The 19,439-nt window shown below is 54.2% G+C and carries 21 protein-coding genes and 1 riboswitch; all 21 genes read left to right on the top strand.

What is annotated here, in order from left to right; all coding sequences use genetic code 11:
- The first annotated feature begins 121 nt into the window (after positions 1 to 121).
- Complete coding sequence (locus MKY58_RS25485; protein WP_339322573.1) at positions 122 to 1,258, top strand: L-threonylcarbamoyladenylate synthase; 1,137 nt, start codon at positions 122 to 124, stop codon at positions 1,256 to 1,258.
- Between the two features lie 85 nt (positions 1,259 to 1,343).
- Complete coding sequence (locus MKY58_RS25480; protein WP_212949789.1) at positions 1,344 to 1,904, top strand: manganese efflux pump MntP family protein; 561 nt, start codon at positions 1,344 to 1,346, stop codon at positions 1,902 to 1,904.
- Between the two features lie 41 nt (positions 1,905 to 1,945).
- Complete coding sequence (locus MKY58_RS25475) at positions 1,946 to 2,533, top strand: low molecular weight protein arginine phosphatase (protein WP_036706371.1); 588 nt, start codon at positions 1,946 to 1,948, stop codon at positions 2,531 to 2,533.
- A gap of 171 nt (positions 2,534 to 2,704) precedes the next feature.
- Positions 2,705 to 2,787: riboswitch (ZMP/ZTP riboswitch) on the top strand.
- Positions 2,788 to 2,942: 155 nt separating this feature from the next.
- Complete coding sequence (rpiB, locus tag MKY58_RS25470) at positions 2,943 to 3,398, top strand: ribose 5-phosphate isomerase B (protein ID WP_036706374.1); 456 nt, start codon at positions 2,943 to 2,945, stop codon at positions 3,396 to 3,398.
- A 12-nt stretch (positions 3,399 to 3,410) separates the two neighbouring features.
- Entirely contained in the window at positions 3,411 to 4,019 is a 609-nt protein-coding gene (locus MKY58_RS25465) for a TIGR01440 family protein (protein WP_036706377.1), read from the top strand.
- A 69-nt stretch (positions 4,020 to 4,088) separates the two neighbouring features.
- Complete coding sequence (gene glyA, locus MKY58_RS25460) at positions 4,089 to 5,336, top strand: serine hydroxymethyltransferase (RefSeq protein ID WP_339322572.1); 1,248 nt, start codon at positions 4,089 to 4,091, stop codon at positions 5,334 to 5,336.
- Positions 5,337 to 5,623: 287 nt separating this feature from the next.
- On the top strand, positions 5,624 to 6,253 hold the full coding sequence (gene upp, locus MKY58_RS25455) for a uracil phosphoribosyltransferase (RefSeq protein WP_036706382.1): 630 nt from the start codon (positions 5,624 to 5,626) through the stop codon (positions 6,251 to 6,253).
- A gap of 20 nt (positions 6,254 to 6,273) precedes the next feature.
- Positions 6,274 to 7,434, top strand: coding sequence for a UDP-N-acetylglucosamine 2-epimerase (non-hydrolyzing) (wecB, locus tag MKY58_RS25450; RefSeq protein WP_339322571.1), 1,161 nt, complete (start codon positions 6,274 to 6,276; stop codon positions 7,432 to 7,434).
- A gap of 178 nt (positions 7,435 to 7,612) precedes the next feature.
- Positions 7,613 to 7,867, top strand: coding sequence for an AtpZ/AtpI family protein (locus MKY58_RS25445; protein WP_036706388.1), 255 nt, complete (start codon positions 7,613 to 7,615; stop codon positions 7,865 to 7,867).
- Positions 7,860 to 8,237, top strand: coding sequence for an ATP synthase subunit I (locus MKY58_RS25440; RefSeq protein ID WP_212949792.1), 378 nt, complete (start codon positions 7,860 to 7,862; stop codon positions 8,235 to 8,237). The genes MKY58_RS25445 and MKY58_RS25440 overlap by 8 nt, the downstream gene beginning before the upstream one ends.
- A 31-nt stretch (positions 8,238 to 8,268) precedes the next feature.
- A complete protein-coding gene (gene atpB / locus MKY58_RS25435) occupies positions 8,269 to 9,072 on the top strand; it encodes a F0F1 ATP synthase subunit A (protein WP_212949794.1) in 804 nt (267 codons plus the stop codon).
- Positions 9,073 to 9,155: 83 nt separating this feature from the next.
- Positions 9,156 to 9,380, top strand: a complete 225-nt coding sequence (gene atpE, locus MKY58_RS25430) for a F0F1 ATP synthase subunit C (RefSeq protein ID WP_036706394.1) — start codon at positions 9,156 to 9,158, stop codon at positions 9,378 to 9,380.
- A 129-nt stretch (positions 9,381 to 9,509) separates the two neighbouring features.
- Positions 9,510 to 9,998 (top strand): F0F1 ATP synthase subunit B, encoded by a 489-nt coding sequence (gene atpF, locus MKY58_RS25425; RefSeq protein WP_212949796.1) that lies wholly within the window; start codon positions 9,510 to 9,512, stop codon positions 9,996 to 9,998.
- On the top strand, positions 9,995 to 10,543 hold the full coding sequence (locus MKY58_RS25420) for a F0F1 ATP synthase subunit delta (protein ID WP_036706400.1): 549 nt from the start codon (positions 9,995 to 9,997) through the stop codon (positions 10,541 to 10,543). Before atpF ends, MKY58_RS25420 begins: the two co-directional genes overlap by 4 nt.
- A 16-nt stretch (positions 10,544 to 10,559) precedes the next feature.
- Complete coding sequence (atpA, locus tag MKY58_RS25415; protein ID WP_036706402.1) at positions 10,560 to 12,074, top strand: F0F1 ATP synthase subunit alpha; 1,515 nt, start codon at positions 10,560 to 10,562, stop codon at positions 12,072 to 12,074.
- A 249-nt stretch (positions 12,075 to 12,323) separates the two neighbouring features.
- Entirely contained in the window at positions 12,324 to 13,190 is an 867-nt protein-coding gene (gene atpG, locus MKY58_RS25410) for an ATP synthase F1 subunit gamma (RefSeq protein ID WP_036706404.1), read from the top strand.
- Positions 13,191 to 13,303: 113 nt separating this feature from the next.
- Positions 13,304 to 14,707 (top strand): F0F1 ATP synthase subunit beta, encoded by a 1,404-nt coding sequence (gene atpD, locus MKY58_RS25405; RefSeq protein ID WP_212949798.1) that lies wholly within the window; start codon positions 13,304 to 13,306, stop codon positions 14,705 to 14,707.
- Between the two features lie 53 nt (positions 14,708 to 14,760).
- Positions 14,761 to 15,171, top strand: a complete 411-nt coding sequence (locus MKY58_RS25400; protein ID WP_036706408.1) for a F0F1 ATP synthase subunit epsilon — start codon at positions 14,761 to 14,763, stop codon at positions 15,169 to 15,171.
- A gap of 558 nt (positions 15,172 to 15,729) precedes the next feature.
- Positions 15,730 to 15,987 carry a DUF1146 family protein gene (locus MKY58_RS25395; RefSeq protein WP_339322570.1) on the top strand — a complete coding sequence of 86 codons (258 nt, stop codon included), beginning with the start codon at positions 15,730 to 15,732 and terminating at the stop codon, positions 15,985 to 15,987.
- Between the two features lie 391 nt (positions 15,988 to 16,378).
- Positions 16,379 to 17,722: a UDP-N-acetylglucosamine 1-carboxyvinyltransferase gene (murA, locus tag MKY58_RS25390; RefSeq protein WP_212949800.1), complete on the top strand. Its 1,344-nt coding sequence runs from the start codon at positions 16,379 to 16,381 to the stop codon at positions 17,720 to 17,722.
- A 691-nt stretch (positions 17,723 to 18,413) separates the two neighbouring features.
- Complete coding sequence (spoIID, locus tag MKY58_RS25385; protein WP_339325248.1) at positions 18,414 to 19,409, top strand: stage II sporulation protein D; 996 nt, start codon at positions 18,414 to 18,416, stop codon at positions 19,407 to 19,409.
- The last annotated feature ends 30 nt before the right edge of the window (positions 19,410 to 19,439 follow it).

Below are 19,439 nucleotides of genomic sequence, written 5' to 3'. Positions count from 1 at the left end.
GCGTTAGGGGGCTGCTCGACGGGTCGCTGATCGGCTGAAAAGCCTGAGGCAAAGCCGTGGTTCGAATTTGGGTCTTTTTTAAATATTGGGATGAACATCAGACAGAAAGACAGGGATAAACATGGAACGAACAGATCAAGAGACGGTTTCGGGGACATCGGTCACGCCTTATTGGCGTATCGGTCCGGAGCTTCTCTCCGAGCCCGGCAGGCTGAAAGAAGCGCTTAAACCGGCGGCGGCCATTCTTCGGGAAGGAGGCGTGGTCGCTTTTCCGACCGAAACGGTATACGGCCTTGGCGCAGACGCCCGTTCCACGGCAGCGGTTGAAGCGGTATTCAGGGCGAAAGGCAGACCGTCGGATAATCCGCTGATCGTACATATATCGCGGAAGGATCAGCTGGACGGGCTGGTAAAGGAAGTTAGCCCGGCGGCGCGGCGGCTGATGGAAGCCTTTTGGCCGGGACCGCTCACGATCGTGCTGCCGGTACGGTCCGGCGCGCTTTCGCACCGCGTGACCGCGGGACTGGACACGGTCGGGATTCGGATGCCGGATCATCCGGTCGCGCTGGCGCTCATCGAAGAATCCGGCTGTCCCGTGGCGGCGCCGAGCGCGAACCGCTCGGGACGGCCGAGCCCGACGCTGGCCGGCCACGTGCTGGAGGACCTTGCCGGCGCCATCGGCGGCATCGTCGACGGCGGCGCGACCGGCGTCGGCGTCGAGTCGACCGTCGTTCAGGTGGCGGAGGACGGCATCGTGACCGTCCTTCGGCCGGGCGGCGTGACGCTGGAGCAGCTGTCGCAGGCGGCGGGAGCGCCGGCGCGTTTGGATCCGGCGCTTCTGCCGGAGTCCGGAAGCGAGCCTGTCCAGGCGCCGAGAGCTCCGGGAATGAAATATACGCATTATGCTCCCCAGGGCGCGCTCCGCATCGTCACGGGACCTTCGGCGTCCGAAGTGTCCGATTGGATTGCCCGCCATTTGCGGGAAGCCGCTGCCCGCGGCGAACGGACCGGGGTCCTTGCGTTCGAGGAGCATATCGGCCGCTATCAGGCCGATTGCGTCGAGTCGCTGGGGAGCCTGTCCGATTTGAGCGCCGCTGCGCATCGCCTGTATGCCGCCCTGCGCCGCATGGACGAAGAGGGAGTCGGTTTTATTTTATCCGAGGCTTGCCCGGAAGACGGCATCGGCGCGGCGATCATGAACCGCCTCCGCAAGGCGGCGGGACAGGACGTCGTCAGGCTTGGGCGGGCCGATCGGTAGCTTGGCCGCCACAACGTACAAGTCATGATTGTCCACCTGTCCGCATATGGTTGTACAAGAACCTAACGGACATGGAGGAATGGGAATGTTGGAGACACCCGCCGGTTTGGGTCAGCTGATCGCGATCCTGATGATGGCCGCGGCACTTGGAATGGACGCATTTTCCCTGGGGATCGGAATCGGCATGAAAGGGATTCGCCTGCTGCACGTGCTGAAGATCAGCGTGCTGATCGGCTTGTTTCATATCCTGATGCCCCTGATCGGCATGTATACCGGACAATACATGAGCTCCCTGCTTGGACAGGTAGCCGACTATGTTGCCGGGGGACTGCTCATCCTGCTCGGCGTTCACATGGTATTCGGCTCTTTCAAAAGCGGAGAGACCCGGATGATCGACCACCGGTCGCTGCCGGGCATGTTGTTGTTCGCCTTAAGCGTCAGCGTGGATTCCTTTTCCGTCGGGCTGTCGCTCGGGATGTTCCAGAGCAATTTGATCGTCACCGTGCTTGCCTTCGGCATCAGCGGCGGAGTGATGTCGGTCATGGGACTCCTGCTGGGCCGGAGGGCAAGCCGCAACCTGGGGGATTTCGGGGAGGCGCTGGGAGGCGTGATCCTGCTGGCATTTGGCCTCGCCTTTATCTTTTGATACAATAATCGCCAAAGAACAATCCGGGAGGTGCGATAGACGTGAAGCATATCTTGTTTGTGTGTACAGGGAACACGTGCCGCAGCCCGATGGCGGAAGCCCTTCTCCGCAAAATGGCCAAGGACCGCGGCATCGACGTGGAAGCCCGTTCCGCCGGCGTCGCGGCCATGGACGGCATGTCGATGTCGCGGCATGCGGAGGCAGTATTGCGCGACCATGAGATCGGCGACCGCCTGACTTCGAAATCGTTGAAGCCGGAAGCGGTCGATTGGTCCGACTTGATCCTTACGCTGACCCAAAGCCATAAGCAGCAGGTCATCCGCAACTTTCCGCATGCGGCGGACAAAGTGTTCACGCTGAAGGAATACGTGGAAGACGACGAAGGCGTGCTGAACGACCTGAAAGAACTGGACGGCCTTTACGCGACCTGGGAGGTCAAACGCTCGCTCGGACAGGAGCTGACCGATGCGGAGCGGGAACGCTTGATCGAAATCCAGCAGCGCGTGCCGAGCTTCGATATTTCCGACCCGTTCGGGGGGTCCCGGGAGGATTATGATTTGGCCGCGGCAGAAATCCGGGCCGCGATCGAACGTTTGCTGGATAAGCTGGAAGCTTATCGCGCTTCGTAAGCAAAGCGTGGGGATCGGCTTCGGTTTGATCCGGGGCGCGTCAACGAACCTCTTCAAGGGATACAGCGGCCCAGGCTGCACGTTTCCCCGGTGCGCCTCCGGCAGGCGGAGCAAGCACCGAAATTGCTTGCTTTTCGCCGTCTAATGATTTATGATGGTTGTGAAAAACCTTGGATCCGGTGTAACTGGCGACAACTGTGGATGAAACCACGATGGAGCACCGGATGATACGGCCGGTCGCCTGGGCAAAAGAGCAATTCTGCGGTTATCCGCGGACTGCTCTTTTTTGTATTCATAGGGAGGATTTTGCAGGCATCCCCATGAAGGTATTTTCATCTTGTGGCTTTGAAATAGGGTATAATGTACAAGAAGTCACAAAAGCACGACATTCAGGGAGGTTTTTCGAAACATGAAGATTGCTGTGGGAACAGATCACGCGGGAGTGCGTTTGAAAGAAGACATCATCGCCGTTATTCAGGAAATGGGCCACGAGGTCGTGGACGTGGGGTGCAGCTGCGCTGACTCCGTGGATTATCCGGACTATGCCCTGCCTGTATGCGAGCAGGTTGCCTCGGGTGAGGCTGATCGCGGCATTCTGATTTGCGGTACGGGGATCGGCATGAGCATCGCGGCCAACAAGGTTCCGGGCATTCGCTGCGCGCTGGTGCATGACGTATTTTCCGCCAAAGCGACCCGGGAGCACAACGATTCGAACGTGCTGGCGATGGGCGAGCGCGTCATCGGCCCCGGCCTGGCGCAGGAAATCGCGAAAATCTGGCTCGATACGCCGTTCAGCAGCGGAGAGCGCCATACGCAGCGCGTCGGCAAAATCAAAGCGATCGAGGACCGTTATCTGCAGCGCTAGGGAGGTATTCGCATGGAATTTTCCGAACAAGGCATTCCGGCGGAAGTTTCGCTAAAAGAGCAAGTGTCGGCCATTTTGCGCGAGCTGGCGGAAGCGGCCGGGCTTGGCCCCGGCAAGGTCGTCGTGGTTGGAACCAGCACGAGCGAAGTGGCGGGCCGGCGGATCGGCACCTCGGGGGCGCTTGAAGTGGCGCAGGAGCTGCTGGAAGGCATCCGGGAAGTCAGCCGCGAGTTCGGTTTCGAGCTCGCGTTCCAGTGCTGCGAGCATTTGAACCGGGCGCTTGTCGTGGAGCGTTCCCTTCTTGCCGCTTTGCGGCTGACCGAAGTGGCGGCCGTACCGGTGCCGAAGGCCGGAGGTTCCATGGCCAGCGCGGCATACCGCTCCATGAAGGAGCCGTGTTTGGCCGAAACGATCGAAGCGGATGCGGGGATCGACATCGGAGAAACATTGATCGGGATGCATTTGCGGCGCGTGGCCGTGCCTTACCGCACCAAGCTTCGATATGTGGGGGAGGCGCGCGTGAATACCGCCTTCACCCGGCCGAAGCTGATCGGCGGCGAGCGTGCGGTGTACCGCATCTCGCCCGGGCAGGATGCGGGCAACGCCTCCGCTTGCGATTAAACGTCGGGGATTGGACAGCGTTCATGCACAAAAAAATAGGAAAGTTTATTTTAAGGGAGGAACAAGAAGATGGATCAATTGCGTAAAAAGGACCCTGCGGTATTGGATGCGATGAATCTGGAGCTGAAGCGCCAGCGCAGCAACATCGAGCTGATCGCTTCCGAAAACATTGTCAGCGAAGCGGTGATGGAGGCCATGGGCTCCGTCCTCACGAACAAATATGCGGAAGGTTATCCGGGCAAACGTTATTACGGCGGATGCGAGCGCGTCGATATCGTCGAGGATATCGCCCGCGACCGCGCGAAGCAGCTGTTCGGCGCCGAACACGTCAACGTGCAGCCGCATTCCGGCGCACAAGCGAACATGGCGGTATATCTTGCCGCGATCAAACCCGGCGACACGGTGCTCGGCATGAACCTGGCCCACGGCGGACATTTGACGCACGGCAGCCCGGTCAACGCCTCCGGCCTTTTGTATAACTTCGTCGCTTACGGCGTTCGCGAAGACAACTTCCTGATCGATTACGACGAAGTGCGCAAAGCCGCGTTCAAACACCGTCCGCGTTTGATCGTTGCCGGCGCCAGCGCGTATCCGCGCACGATCGATTTCGAAGCTTTCGCTTCGATCGCAACCGACGTGGGCGCGTTGTTCATGGTCGACATGGCGCATATCGCCGGCCTGGTCGCCGCGGGCGTTCACCCGAGTCCGGTGCCTCATGCCCAATTCGTCACGACAACGACGCATAAAACGCTTCGCGGTCCGCGCGGCGGCATGATTTTGTGCAAACAGCCGTGGGCGCAGGCCATCGACAAAGCGGTATTCCCTGGCACCCAGGGCGGTCCTTTGATGCACGTCATCGCGTCCAAAGCGGTGGCGCTTGGCGAAGCGCTTGATCCTTCGTTCAAAACCTATGCCCAAAACGTCGTGAAAAACGCCAAAGTTTTGGCCGAAACGCTGATCGGCGAAGGCCTGAACATCGTATCCGGCGGTACCGACAACCACTTGATGCTGGTGGATACACGCAGCGTGAACATCACGGGTAAAGACGCCGAGAAGGTGCTGGATTCCATCGGCATTACCGTGAACAAAAACGCGATTCCTTTCGATCCGACCAGCCCGTTCGTCACAAGCGGCATCCGGATCGGCACGCCAGCCGCCACTTCGCGCGGCATGGACGAGGCCGCCATGGAGAAAATCGGCAAAATCATCGCCATGACGCTGAAGCAGCCTCAGGACGAAACCGTCCTGTCCAAAGCGGCTGCCATGGTGAAGGAATTGACGGACCAATATCCGCTGTATCCGGAACTTAACTATTAATTCGCATCCTACTTGAACCTGAAAGGGCTGGAGGCTTGGCCTCCGGCCCCTTTTTTATGCATGCCGCACCAAGACCCTCCGGCCGGCCAAACGGTTTCCGGATTGCAGCCCTTGTCACAAAAGGTTTAATCTTCCGCGGCTTGGGGCGAAAATAAACATGTGAAACGTGGTGCAATTTCATTTCAGGGAATGATATAATAAACAAGATTTGTGTACCTAGACGTCTTTGCACATGGCAAACCGGCACTGGCAGCACTTAGACTTACGATTACCGGAGGGACAATACAATGGGAAAACTGGTGATTTGCGATCACCCTTTAATTCAACACAAGCTGACTTTTATCCGTGATGTGCGGACAAACACAAAAGATTTCCGTGAACTTGTTGACGAGGTTGCTTCTTTGATGGCTTATGAAATTACGCGCGAGGTTCCGCTTGAAACGGTGAAGGTCCAGACGCCTGTCGCCGAGGTCGACGGCAAGGTGCTTGCCGGACGCATGCTCGGACTCATTCCGATCCTGCGTGCGGGCCTTGGCATGCTTGACGGGGTTTTGAAGCTCATTCCCGCGGCGAAGGTGGGCCATGTCGGCTTGTTCCGCGATCCCGAAACGCTGCAGCCCGTCGAATACTACACCAAGCTGCCTACCGACGTGACGGAGCGCGAGCTGATCGTCATCGACCCGATGCTGGCAACGGGCGGTTCCGCGATCGCGGCGATCGACGTGCTCAAAAAACGCGGCTGCACCCAGATCAAAATGATGAATCTGATCGCTGCACCTGAAGGCGTCAAAGCGGTGCAGGAAGCTCACCCGGACGTAGACATTTACGTGGCGGCCCTCGACGAAAAATTGGACGACCATGGATATATCGTGCCGGGCCTCGGCGATGCCGGCGACCGCCTGTTCGGAACCAAGTAAGCGAAAAGAGGTTAGAGTTCATGTCTAAAATAAAAGTGATGACGATTTTTGGCGTGCGTCCGGAAGCAATCAAGATGGCTCCGCTCATTTTGGAGCTGGAAAAACACCCCGAGCATATCGAATCGGTGGTCTGCGTGACCGCCCAGCATCGCCAGATGCTGGATCAGGTGCTTGACGTGTTCAAAATCAAGCCGGATTACGATCTCGATGTCATGAAGGACCGGCAAACGCTGAACGAAATTACCATCCGCGTGCTGGAGGGGCTCGAGCCCGTGCTTCGCGAAGCGCAGCCGGACATCGTGCTGGTGCATGGCGACACGCTGACGACTTTCCTGGCCAGCTATGCGGCATTCCTGCAAAAAATCCAAGTAGGGCACGTGGAGGCGGGACTCCGGACTTGGAACAAGCTGTCCCCGTATCCGGAAGAGATGAACCGCCAATTGACCGGCATCCTCGCGGATCTTCATTTTTCGCCGACGGATTGGTCCGCGGACAACCTGAAACGGGAGAACAAAAACGAATCAAGCATTTATGTCACAGGCAACACAGTTACCGATGTGTTTCAATATACGGTACAGCCGGATTACACGCATCCGGTGCTGGAATGGGCGGCAGGCAAAAGGCTGATCCTGATGACGGCGCACCGCCGCGAATCGCAAGGGGAACCCCATATGAACATTTTCCGCGCGGTCAAACGGATTGCCGACGAATTCGAGGACGTCGCGATTTGCTATCCGGTGCATCTGAGCCCCGCGGTGAAGGAGCCGGCCCACGCCATCCTCGGCGGCCATCCGCGAATCAAGCTGATCGACCCGCTGGACGTGGTGGACCTGCACAACTTCTATCCTCATACCCATCTGATCCTGACGGACTCGGGCGGGCTTCAGGAAGAAGCCCCTTCTTTTGGCGTGCCGGTTCTCGTGCTCCGCGATACGACCGAACGTCCCGAGGGCATTGAGGCAGGAACGCTCGAGCTGGTGGGCACGGACGAGGAAAAAGTGTACGAGCGCACCAAAACGCTGCTGACCGACCAGGCGCTTTACGAATCGATGAGCAAGGCGGCGAATCCTTACGGGGACGGCAAGGCGTCGGAGCGGATCGTTCAAGCGATTTTGCATCATTTTGGCATCCGAAAAGAACGTCCGGAACAATTTCACAGAATGTTCACAAAGGAAAGTTGAACCAACATTCTTGAGGCAAAGAGTACAGCATACAGTTAAACTGTACGGTTTGCACGGTTTTGCGGCGTTTTGCTGTGATGATTTTCATAGTTTCGGGCAAAAATGACATTAATCCGCTCAATTGACAAACTCTTGTGACATTCAGTAAAATGAACAGGGATTATGAGGGTGGACTATAATGAGTAAACCTGAAAAGCCGCGTAAAACCAATAAAAACGTTGCAACCCCAATGAAATATATCGGACTTGCAAGCGCAATCGGAATTGATCTGGCAGCGTGTACTTTAGGGGGCTTTTATTTGGGCTCCTGGCTGGACAAGATCTTGGGAGGGCCCGGACTTTGGATCGCTTTCGGCGTTCTATTCGGACTCCTTATCGGCGGCGTAAGCGTTTTTATAATCACCAAGGCAGTCCTGGGGGAAAGTGATGAATGAAATATGGAAATACCGCAGGGTATTGACCAGAACCACGCTTTATTTTCTTGCCCTATGCTTTTTGGGTGCTGCTTTCTTTCCCGATTACAAGAGCATTGCGCTCGGGATGGTGCTTGGCGCTACCGTCAGCCTGCTGAATAGCTTCTATCTGGGCTATAAGGTGCAGAAGGTGACCGATGCGGTCGCAAACGGAGAAAGCAAAAGAGTGAACATGGGGTTCTTGACCCGCGCAGCGGTAAGCGTGCTGGCCGTCATACTCGCCTATCAGAAGCCGGAAACGTTTAATTTGTACGCTGTCGCAGCTACCCTGATCTTATCGCAGTTCCTTCTCTTATTTATAGGAATTCGATTGTCTCGCAAAGAAGAGTAGATTGCTCAACTGAGAAAGGGGTGAGAAAAATATGCATGAATCACCGATTATTGAATTGGGCGGCATTCCAATTGACCTTTCCATCGTTCTCATGCTCATTGTGACATGCGTGATCGTGTTTGTCATCGCGAAACTGGCAACTCGAAATTTGTCTGTCGAAAATCCGGGCAAACTGCAAAACTTCATGGAATGGGCAGTTGAATTCGTTCAAAATCTGATTTCAAGCACGATGGACTGGAAAAAAGGGAAGCATTTTCTGTCCCTTGGTCTCACTTTCATCATGTTTATCTTCGTAGCGAACTTGCTAGGCTTGCCGTTTGGTATCGTAACCGACTATCACGGCGCCGAACATGCGCACATTTTCGGCAAGGAGATCGTCTCCGTAAAAGAGGCCTTCGAGAAAAATCCGGAACTGGAGGAAGTTGGAGTCGCTTGGTGGAAATCCCCGACGGCCGACGCTTCCGTGACGATGGCGCTCGCGTTGATCGTTTTCCTGTTGTCGCATTTCCTCGGCATCACGAAAAATACGAAGAATTATTTCAAACACTATTTTCAGCCATACTGGTTCTTCTTCCCGATCAACGTCATCGAACAGTTCGCGAAACTGCTCACGCAGGGCATGCGTCTATTCGGTAACATCTTTGCGGGCGAGGTGCTCATTTCGGTATTGCTGAAACTGACTGCGCTTGGCGCGGCGGGCTGGGTGGCTTCGGCGCTCGGACTCGTGGTATGGCAAGGATTCAGTATTTTCGTCGGCGCGATCCAGGCCTTCGTATTTACGATCCTGACGATGGTGTACATCTCGCAAATGATCGAGTCGCATGACGAACATTAGCTTCAAAGTTAAGCTTGGAGTAAGGCTTCACTTAACTCAACATAAATACAAACAAAATACACATCTCTAAGGAGGATTTACAAATGGGAGTTTGGGCATTTTTGGCAGCTGCTATCGCAGTAGGTTTGGGCGCGCTTGGCGCAGGTATCGGTAACGGTTTGATCGTATCTAAAACGGTTGAAGGGATCGCTCGTCAACCAGAAGCAAAATCCACTCTGCAAACGACGATGTTTATCGGTGTTGGTCTGGTCGAAGCACTTCCAATCATCGGTGTCGTACTCGCGTTCTTGTTCTACGCAGGAGCTTAATTTAACACAAGCAGGGTTTGGCGGGGAAGGCCACGGCCATCCGCGCCTTCTTTTTAGCCGTGAGAATTATGGTCTTTCGTAAACGAGAGTGAACGGCAGTGCACGTGCACCGGAAAGGAGTGACTAAGATTGAGTATTAACATCCCGTCTTTTATACTCGCGTTGATCGCATTTGTGATTTTGTACCTGCTTCTCAACAAATATGCTTTCGGACCGCTCTTTTCCATCATGGAAAAACGCCGTGAGCTGGTGATGTCGCAGATGAACGAAGCTGCGCAAACCCGCGATCAGGCAGTCGCTTACGTAGAGGAGCAGAAGAAAGCCCTCGAGGCGGCTCGCAAGGAAGCATACGAGATTATCGAACAATCCAAGCAAACGAGCAGCAAACAGGCCGACCAGTTGATGGCGCAGGCGAAGGAAGAAGCGGCCCGCATCAAAGAAGAAGCCGTCCGCGACATCGCCAGCGAAAAGAACAAGGCGGTTCAGGAGCTGCGCAACGAAGTGGGCGCCGTTTCCGTGAAGATCGCTTCCAAGCTGCTTGAGAAGGAAGTCAGCAGCGAAGGCGTGCAGGAAGAACTGGTGGACCAATACCTTAAAGAGGTAGGGGGCAGACCATGAGCCGGGAAACGATAGCAGCCAAGCGTTACGCAAAGGCGCTGTTTGAAGTGGCTGCAGGGCAGCAGAAGACGCTGGAAGTGGAGCAGGAGCTGAAAGCCGTCGTGGAAGCCATCGCGCAAGACAACGACGTGCAGCAGTTTATCTCTACACCCAACATTTCCGTGACAGTAAAACTGGATGTGCTGAAAAAAGCCCTTCAAGAAAAAGTATCCCAGCCGGTCATCAATACCGTAGAACTGCTCATTGAGCGGGGCAGAGCTGATATCCTCCCGGATCTTCTGGAAAGCTATATCCGGATCGAAGGTGAAAGCCTCGGAATTGCGGATGCGACAGTGTACTCCACTTATCCGCTGAGTGAGCAGGAAAAAGGGACCGTTGCTGCACAATTTGGAGCTTTGGCCAACAAAAAAATCCGCGTGACGAACGTGATCGATAAAAGCCTGCTCGGCGGCGTAAAAGTCATCATCGGCGACAAGCTGTATGACGGAAGTCTGGCAGGGAAGCTGGAACGGCTTGAAAAGTCTTTTAACAGACTAGCACAGTAGATAGGGGTGAAGACACTTGAGTATCAGACCTGAAGAAATCAGTACGCTGATTAAAAGTCAAATTGAACAATATAAATCAGAGATCGAGGTATCCGAAGTCGGTACCGTTATTCAAGTTAGTGACGGTATTGCCCGCGTTCACGGGATCGACAACGTCATGGCCGGCGAGCTCGTGGAATTCGAGAACGGTGTCGTAGGCCTTGCGCTGAACTTGGAAGAAAGCAACGTAGGTGTCGTTATCCTCGGACCTTACACGGAAATCAAAGAAGGCGACCAAGTGAAACGTACCGGGCGCATCATGCAGGTTCCCGTAGGCGAAGCGCTGCTCGGACGCGTCGTGAACCCGCTTGGTCAACCTCTCGACGGCAAAGGACCTATCGAAGCATCCGAATTCCGTCCTGTAGAAAACAACGCTCCGGGCGTTATCGACCGTAAATCGGTACATGAACCGATGCAAACCGGTATCAAAGCGATCGACGCCATGGTACCGATCGGCCGCGGCCAGCGCGAGCTCATCATCGGCGACCGTCAAACCGGTAAAACGCAAATCGCGATCGACACGATCATCAACCAAAAAGGCAACGGCGTAAAATGTATTTACGTTGCGATCGGCCAAAAGCAATCCACGGTTGCTCACGTCGTAGAAAACCTTCGCCGCCATGGCGCCCTGGAATACACGATCGTCGTTACGGCGTCGGCTTCCGAGCCGTCCCCGCTCTTGTACATCGCTCCTTACGCCGGCTGCGCAATGGGCGAATATTTCATGTACAAAGGCGAGCATGCCCTGATCATCTATGATGACTTGTCCAAACAAGCAGCGGCATACCGCGAACTTTCCTTGCTGCTCAAACGTCCTCCAGGCCGCGAAGCTTATCCTGGTGACGTATTCTACCTGCATTCCCGCTTGCTGGAACGCGCAGCGAAGCTGAGCGACGCGCTCGGCGGCGGTTCCTTGACCGCGCTGCCGTTCATCGAAACGCAAGCTTCCGACGTATCGGCTTACATTCCGACGAACGTCATCTCGATTACGGACGGTCAGATCTTCCTGGAGTCCGAGCTCTTCTATGCCGGCCAACGTCCGGCGATCAACGTGGGTATCTCCGTATCCCGCGTAGGTAGCTCCGCTCAAATCAAAGCGATGAAAAAGGTTGCCGGCGGTATGAAGCTCGACCTTGCCCAATACCGTGAGCTTCAAGCGTTCTCGCAATTTGGTTCCGATTTGGATAAATCCACGCTTGCCCGCCTCAACCGCGGTGCCAGACTGATGGAAATCCTGAAGCAGGGCGTTAACCAGCCGCTCAAAGTCGAGCAGCAGGTAGCGAGCTTGTATACGGCTGTCAGAGGCCATCTGGACGACATTCCGGTGAGCGACATCCGCCGCTTCGAAAAAGAATTCCTGGCGTTCCTGGAAAGCAACCATCCGGAAATTCTGGCGTCCATTCGCGACACCAAAGATCTTGTCGCTGACAACGAAGCAGCCTTGAAGGATGCCATCGCGAAATTCAAGAGAGGCTTTGCTGTGACGGCGTAAGTCATAACATGAACCGGGCCGCAAGGCTCGGATTCATCTTTTTCAATGAATGCGAACATGCTTTGGCACAGGTTCCGAAGGCGCGGGAATACAGCCTCCGGTCCTGGGCCAAAAAACGGATAAATGCTGTTATGACCGGCTTGGCTATAGCTAGCAAAATGCTTACGAAGTAACTTTGGCTCCGCCAAAGTTTAGCTTATGCTTACGAAGTTAGCTTTGGCTTCGCCAAAGCTTGAAGGTGGTGAAAACATGGCAAGAGGATTGCGTGAAATCAAACGTCAGATCAAGAGTATTCAAGGTACGAAGCAAATCACGAAAGCGATGGAAATGGTCGCCGCCTCCAAGCTGAGAAGAGCCCAGGAGATGGCGCAGCATGCCCGTCCTTACTCCGATAAGCTGAAAGAAGTGGTGTCCAGCATCGCTTCCGGTACGAAAGGCATCAAGCATCCGATGTTCGAAAAACGCCCTGTGAAAAAGACCGGTTATCTGGTAATCACCTCGGATCGCGGTCTTTGCGGCGGGTATAACTCGAACATTTTGAAAGCAGTGATGTCCACGATTAAAGAGAAGCACAAGTCCAAGGACGAATACGTGATTTTCGTTATCGGGCGCAAAGGCCGTGACTACTTCCGCCGCCGCGAAATGCCGGTTGTCGAGGAGGTTACGGATCTGTCCGATACGCCTTCCTTCTCGGATATCAAATCCATCGCTTATGCAGCGGTACGTCAGTTTGAAGAGTCCAAAATCGACGAACTGTTTATCTGCTACAACCGTTTCGTGAACGCACTGACTCAAATCCCTGAAGTAAATCAGCTCCTGCCGATGGAAAACATGGAAACGCAGTCGACCGGCGTAACGGCAAGCTACGAATACGAGCCTTCTCCGGAAGCCGTGCTCGAGGCGCTTCTGCCAAGATATGCCGAAACGCTGATCTTCAGCGCGCTGCTCGACGGTAAGGCGAGTGAGCTCGGATCGAAAATGACGGCGATGGGCGCTGCAACGAAAAACGCAACCAAGCTGATCAACGAATTGACGCTTACGTACAACCGTGCCCGTCAGGCTGCCATTACTCAGGAGATTACCGAGATCGTGGCCGGAGCGAACGCTCAGGCATAAGTAGAACGTTTTTGTACCAAATGACAAACCATGAACGGATTTTGGCGTAAAGCTGCCAGCAGCTTACGATGAAGGTTTGCATAGAAGCAGACTTGTAGGAGGGAACAAAAAAGATGAACAAAGGACGCGTAGTCAGCATTATGGGTGCGGTTGTCGACATCGAGTTCGAAAGAGGTCAACTTCCGGAAATCTACAATGCGATCAAAATTGAGGGCACTGTCGCTGGCGGACGCCAAATCGACCTGACCCTGGAAGCTTCAAACCATCTTGGCGACAACATGGTACGCTGCATCGCCATGTCCTCCACGGATGGTCTGGTTCGCGGCATGGAAGCCGTCGACCTTGGCGCTCCAATTACCGTGCCGGTAGGAAGCGCGACGCTTGGCCGCGTATTTAACGTACTCGGAAAGCCGATCGATGAGGCGGGAGACGTTTCTACGGAAGTAACCAGCCCGATTCACCGTGAAGCTCCAAAATATGATGAATTGTCCACGCAAGCCGAAATGCTTGAAACGGGGATTAAAGTTATCGACTTGTTGGCTCCTTACCAAAAAGGCGGTAAGATCGGTCTCTTCGGAGGCGCGGGCGTAGGTAAAACCGTCGCCATCCAGGAATTGATCCACAACATCGCGCAAGAACACGGCGGTATTTCCGTATTCGCGGGCGTCGGCGAACGTACCCGTGAAGGTAACGACTTGTACCATGAAATGAGCGATTCCGGCGTTATCTCGAAAACGGCGATGGTTTTCGGACAAATGAACGAGCCTCCGGGCGCGCGTCTTCGCGTTGCGTTGACAGGTTTGACGATGGCCGAATATTTCCGTGACCAAGAAGGCAAAGACGTGTTGCTCTTCATCGACAACATTTTCCGCTTTACGCAGGCCGGTTCCGAAGTATCCGCTTTGCTCGGCCGCATGCCTTCGGCCGTAGGTTACCAGCCTACGCTGGCAACGGAAATGGGTCAGCTGCAAGAGCGTATCACATCCACGAAAAAAGGTTCCGTAACGTCCATCCAGGCGATTTACGTTCCTGCGGATGACTATACCGACCCGGCTCCGGCAACGACATTCGCCCACTTGGACGCAACGACCAACCTGGAGCGTAAAATTTCCGAGATGGGTATTTACCCGGCGGTGGATCCGCTCGCTTCGAGCTCCCGGATTTTGACGCCTGAAATCGTAGGCGAAGAGCACTACAACGTTGCTCAAGGCGTTAAGCAGCTTCTTGCCCGCTATAACGAGCTTCAAGATATTATCGCGATCCTCGGTATGGATGAATTGAGCGAAGAAGACAAGCTGATCGTAGCGCGTGCCCGTAAAGTACAACGCTTCTTGTCTCAACCGTTCCACGTTGCGGAAGCATTTAACGGCATGCCGGGTACTTACGTGCCTGTAAAAGAAACGGTCCGCAGTTTCAAAGAAATCCTCGATGGTAAACACGATGATCTTCCTGAAGCAGCTTTCCTCTTTGTAGGAACGATTGAAGAAGCGGTAGAAAAAGCAAAAACACTGGAATAAGTCCTGCGCGGGGGCGTTAAGCTTCCGGTGAGAGCTGTTCAGGAGGGATGAAAGTGAGTACCTTTATATTGGAAATTGTGACGCCGGATCACTTGGCATATTCCGGAGAGGTAGAAAGCCTGACGGTTCGGGGTGTGGAAGGCGATCTCGGCATCTTGCCGGGACACATTCCGATGGTAACCCCACTTCAGGTCGCTCCGCTTACCATCAAAACTGGCAATAAAACCAGTCAAATTGCGGTGAACGGCGGCTTTGTGGAAGTCCGCAAAGACAAAGTGGTTGTGCTGGCGGAAAGTGCCGAAGCAGCCGAAGAAATCGATTTGCAGCGTGCGCAAGCCGCTAAGGAACGTGCGGAACGCCGTTTGGCCAATGCTGACAAGCAGGCCGAAATCGATTATCGCCGTGCGGAATTGGCCTTGCAAAAGGCGATCAACCGGATCAATGTTCATAGCAACAACAAATAAATAAGCTGTTCAGCCCGTCTCATAGGTTTTGAGGCGGGTTTTTAAATGACCGAAGCGTATGATATGCGGGAAAGTTATCGAGGACGCCTGTTTGTAACAGGGCTTACCTTTGCCTATGGGGCCTGTCTAAGACGGATCATATGCCCGATTCTTCCTGTTCAGGTGCCAAAACCAATTTGAGCCTCGCCCTGAATGTTCCTGTTTTAGCTTGGATTGACATGAAAACGGAAATAAGAGGTTGCTTGTTTTGGTGATTTATAGAATGCAAACTTCATATTGGAATTGGATTTAGGAGAAAACGATGCCTCTTGTGTCGAAAAGCGCGAATATATAGGATTTTTTATCCTTTTTCAAATATATTTCCGAGGAAATGACGAATGTGGAGAAGCAAAAGAAAGCCGTTCTCTTTTGATCTAAAAAAGGTATTCCTTTTTTTGGATTGAAAGTTTTCGAAAAATTACGGTTTTGAAGCTGGATTCTTGAACCAAAGCCAAGTATTATATAATAGTTCAGTCGAACCTTTGCGGAAGCAAATCCTACAGGAAAGGTGGAGTAGCCATGGATTCCAATTTTGCAAATAACCTGGTCGGCAGTTTGGGCGTAATGGGCTTGATCTCGATGATTGTCTCGCTGGTCTGCATTGGACTGTCTTGGTGGGCTCTGCAAAATTTAAAGCTGGATTTGTTCATCCGGTTTCCGAAGAGTCCCCAAGGCAAACTGCTGCATTTGCTGCTGGCCATTATTTTGGGACATTTCGTCGCGAAATTCCTGCTGGATTACTTGAACTGGAGCCAAATGATCAAATACATGTTTTAACTTGACGGTATGTGGTTATAACCCCATTAGGTTATCCTGCAAGACAGGAAGTCGAATGAACGGAAAACTTGTCGAATAATAACATTTTTTTATGTCAACAATGAGTATAACGGGATTTATAGCTTGTTCTAACCCCCCTTTCGTATCGGCTGCCCGGGGTCTGACATTGCAGATTCGGCGCACATCGGTATCCCTCCGTATTCATGAAATGATTCGGCCAAATTGAAAGTAGGTCTTAAGACACAAACCAAGCTGTGTTCTGGGCCTCATTCGTCAAAAAACGCTTGTATCCTTGAAATGGTCGGTGTTAAGATGGAGGTTAGGGAATTCACAATGTGTTTTCTAATAAATACAGAATTTGCGGAAAAAAATGGACGCGGAGGGAATCATGATGAGCAAATTTATCGTCCGCGGTGGCAATAAACTGACCGGAAGCGTGAAAGTCAGCGGAGCAAAAAATTCAGTTCTTCCGATCATCGCTGCCTCTCTTCTTGGGGAAGAAGGAGTAAGCGTCATTCATGACGCACCTCCTCTTGACGATGTAATTACAATCAGCAAAGTGTTGGAATCCATAGGTGCAGGCATTACATACGACAACAATGTAATGAGGGTTGATGCCCAAGCTATTTCCTCTTGCGAAGCGCCTTACGAATGGGTGCGAAAAATGCGTGCGTCTTTCCTGGTTATGGGTCCCTTGCTTGCTAGAATGGGGCATACGCGGATTTCCTTGCCGGGCGGCTGCGCCATTGGAACGAGACCGATTGACCAGCACTTGAAGGGATTTGAAGCTTTGGGCGCCGAGATCAGTCTCGGGCAAGGTTATATTGAAGCGAAAATCAACGGCAGACTGCGCGGGGCTAAAATCTATTTGGATGTGGCAAGCGTAGGCGCTACTGAAAATATTATGATGGCAGCTACCCTGGCGGAAGGGGTAACCATCATCGAAAATGCGGCAAAAGAGCCGGAAATTGTCGATTTGGCAAACTACCTGAACGGCATGGGCGCCAAAGTTCGCGGCGCGGGTACGGGCGTGATCCGGATCGAAGGCGTCGAGAAGCTGCACGGCACGGAACATACGGTCATTCCGGACCGGATCGAAGCCGGCACGTTTATGGTCGCTGCGGCGATCACCGGCGGCGACGTGTACGTGGAAGGCGCGATTGCGGACCATCTTGGTCCGGTCATCTCCAAAATGGAGGAGATGGGCGTCACGATCGAAACCGACGAAAACGGAATCCGCGTAACGGCGAACCATCCGCTGAAAGCAGTCGACATCAAAACCCTGCCTTATCCAGGATTCCCTACCGACATGCAGGCGCAAATGATGGCGCTGCTGCTTAAATCGGAAGGAACGAGCGTCGTCACCGAGACGGTGTTCGAGAACCGGTTCATGCATGTGGACGAATTCCAGCTCATGAATGCGGAAATCAAGGTTGAAGGCCGCTCGGCCATCGTAACGGGCGGAGCCAACCTGAAAGGCGCCAAAGTATGCGCAACGGATTTGCGTGCCGGTGCCGCGCTTATCTTGGCGGGCCTCGTTTCCGAGGGGACGACCGAAGTAAGCGGAACGCATCACATTGACCGCGGATACGTGGATCTGGCGGAGAAGCTGTCTGCGCTTGGCGCCGATATTTGGCGCGTTTCCGTCGACGAGCCGGTGCTTGAACCGGCGAAGAAAAAAGTGGAGCTGGAAGAAGAGGTTCCTCTATTCAAAGTCCAGCCGACTTGGGTATAACTGTTTTTATTTCTTATTAAATGAAGTAAAAAATAACATTGTACTGGAATCGAGCAAGAACTTGGACTGGAACAAAACATAAAGTACGTGTTTTTGGGAAGAAGGCCGGGCCCGTGAGGGTTCGGCCTTTTTTGCGTTTCGATCGTTTTGCAGAATTCTCGTCTCCCGTTTCTTCAATATAGAAGAGAAGCTGCAAGCGGAAGAAACCATGTATGCGATGCGTGCGACGATCGGGTGAAGCTGCGGTTTTCTGCATGAACGTGCCGTTATGTTCGGGGCATATGAATCTTCTTTTCTCTTAAAAAGGAGTTCTATCATCCAAATTGGGGTCATAACTATACGTATCGGGATTGTTGAGAGGCGAAATAGCTGGAGGAATCCGACCACAATCCCTTACGCAAGCCGAATGCCGATGACATTCTACCAATAGCGGTTGATCCGAACCAATGGAGGTTGAAAGAATATGAACGATCCTCGCACGCAAATCAGAGTTTCCGTCGGGCAGCGCCGCCAAGCTGCGGAGCCGGAGCATACGATACATCAGGAGGGCGGCCGGGAGCGCAGCCCGGCCGCCAGCCCCCGGCAGGAGCCCGGGCGGCGGCCATGGGCCCCGCCGCCGCCCGCGCGCGGCCGCGGCAAAGCCTGGCGGCCGCAGGGGCCGGGCAGCGCCCGCAGGCTCCGCCCCGCCGCCATGTGGGCGGGCGGGCTGCTGACGCTGGCGCTGCTCATCCCGGCGCTTGTGGTGGCAACGCACCAAAAGCCGGATCCCGCGCCGGCGCCGATCCCCGCGCCGGCCGCCCCGGTTGTGCCGCAGCAGACGGCACAGCCGCAGGTGTCCGTCTATTTAACGAAGACGGGCCAGGTGGAGAAGCTGTCGCTCGAAGATTACGTCGTTGGTGTCGTCGCGGCGGAAATGCCCGCCGAATTCGACCTTGAAGCGCTTAAGGCGCAAGCGGTCGCGGCTCGCACCTTTATTGTCCGCAGGCTCGCGGACGGGGATAAAAGCGGCGTCCCCGGTTTGCAGGCGGACGTGACCGATACGGTAACCCACCAGGCTTACATTTCCCAGGCCGAGCTGGCGGCCAAATGGAAGGAAAAACCCGAGGAGCTGGCGAAGCTGAAACGGGCGGTGGAAGAAAGCCGCAACACGATCATGACTTATAACGGTAAACCGATCACCGCTTCATTTTTCTCTACCGGCAACGGATACACCGAAAATTCCGAAGACTACTGGAGCCAGAGCATCCCGTACCTGCGCAGCGTCGCCAGTCCATGGGACGAGCAGGCGCCGGGTTACAAAGAGACCGTTCAGATGAGTATCAAGGATTTTTTGACCAAGCTCGGATTGGCGGACAAGGCGGTTCCGGCTTCAGTGACGGGAGAACACCGGCCTTTTATCCAAATCCTATCAACGACCGAAGGGCATCGGATCAAAGAGATTTCGATCGGGGGCGAAACGTTCACCGGCCGCGAAGTGAGAGAAAAACTAGGGCTGCGCTCCAGCGAATTCAGTTGGAAGACTTCCGGCAGCGACGTGTTGATTACGACGTACGGGTACGGCCATGGCGTAGGCATGAGCCAGTGGGGGGCGGAAGGCATGGCGAAGGAAGGATACACCGCCACGCAAATCCTGAAACATTATTATACCGGCGTCCAATTTTCGAAAGCTTCCGATTTTGTAAAGTGAGACTCCGAAAATGGGCCGATAGATTTTTTT

It is taken from the genome of Paenibacillus sp. FSL W8-0194 (assembly GCF_037969745.1).
In the GTDB taxonomy this organism is placed as follows: Bacteria; Bacillota; Bacilli; order Paenibacillales; family Paenibacillaceae; genus Paenibacillus_AQ; species Paenibacillus_AQ cookii.
The sequence above is the reverse complement of the archived record's forward strand: the minus strand, read 5'-3'. Positions and strand labels throughout refer to the sequence as shown.

Bases quoted from the DNA above. Each gene is read 5' to 3' on its own strand.
- MKY58_RS25485 (WP_339322573.1), top strand. From the start codon at position 122: ATGGAACGAACAGATCAAGAGACGGTTTCGGGGACATCGGTCACGCCT.
- murA (WP_212949800.1), top strand. From the start codon at position 16,379: ATGAGCAAATTTATCGTCCGCGGTGGCAATAAACTGACCGGAAGCGTG.
- MKY58_RS25465 (WP_036706377.1), top strand. From the start codon at position 3,411: ATGGAATTTTCCGAACAAGGCATTCCGGCGGAAGTTTCGCTAAAAGAG.
- MKY58_RS25440 (WP_212949792.1), top strand. From the start codon at position 7,860: ATGAATGAAATATGGAAATACCGCAGGGTATTGACCAGAACCACGCTT.
- spoIID (WP_339325248.1), top strand. From the start codon at position 18,414: ATGTGGGCGGGCGGGCTGCTGACGCTGGCGCTGCTCATCCCGGCGCTT.
- glyA (WP_339322572.1), top strand. From the start codon at position 4,089: ATGGATCAATTGCGTAAAAAGGACCCTGCGGTATTGGATGCGATGAAT.
- wecB (WP_339322571.1), top strand. From the start codon at position 6,274: ATGTCTAAAATAAAAGTGATGACGATTTTTGGCGTGCGTCCGGAAGCA.
- atpE (WP_036706394.1), top strand. From the start codon at position 9,156: ATGGGAGTTTGGGCATTTTTGGCAGCTGCTATCGCAGTAGGTTTGGGC.
- MKY58_RS25445 (WP_036706388.1), top strand. From the start codon at position 7,613: ATGAGTAAACCTGAAAAGCCGCGTAAAACCAATAAAAACGTTGCAACC.
- atpG (WP_036706404.1), top strand. From the start codon at position 12,324: ATGGCAAGAGGATTGCGTGAAATCAAACGTCAGATCAAGAGTATTCAA.
- MKY58_RS25480 (WP_212949789.1), top strand. From the start codon at position 1,344: ATGTTGGAGACACCCGCCGGTTTGGGTCAGCTGATCGCGATCCTGATG.
- upp (WP_036706382.1), top strand. From the start codon at position 5,624: ATGGGAAAACTGGTGATTTGCGATCACCCTTTAATTCAACACAAGCTG.
- atpB (WP_212949794.1), top strand. From the start codon at position 8,269: ATGCATGAATCACCGATTATTGAATTGGGCGGCATTCCAATTGACCTT.
- MKY58_RS25395 (WP_339322570.1), top strand. From the start codon at position 15,730: ATGGATTCCAATTTTGCAAATAACCTGGTCGGCAGTTTGGGCGTAATG.
- rpiB (WP_036706374.1), top strand. From the start codon at position 2,943: ATGAAGATTGCTGTGGGAACAGATCACGCGGGAGTGCGTTTGAAAGAA.
- MKY58_RS25420 (WP_036706400.1), top strand. From the start codon at position 9,995: ATGAGCCGGGAAACGATAGCAGCCAAGCGTTACGCAAAGGCGCTGTTT.
- atpD (WP_212949798.1), top strand. From the start codon at position 13,304: ATGAACAAAGGACGCGTAGTCAGCATTATGGGTGCGGTTGTCGACATC.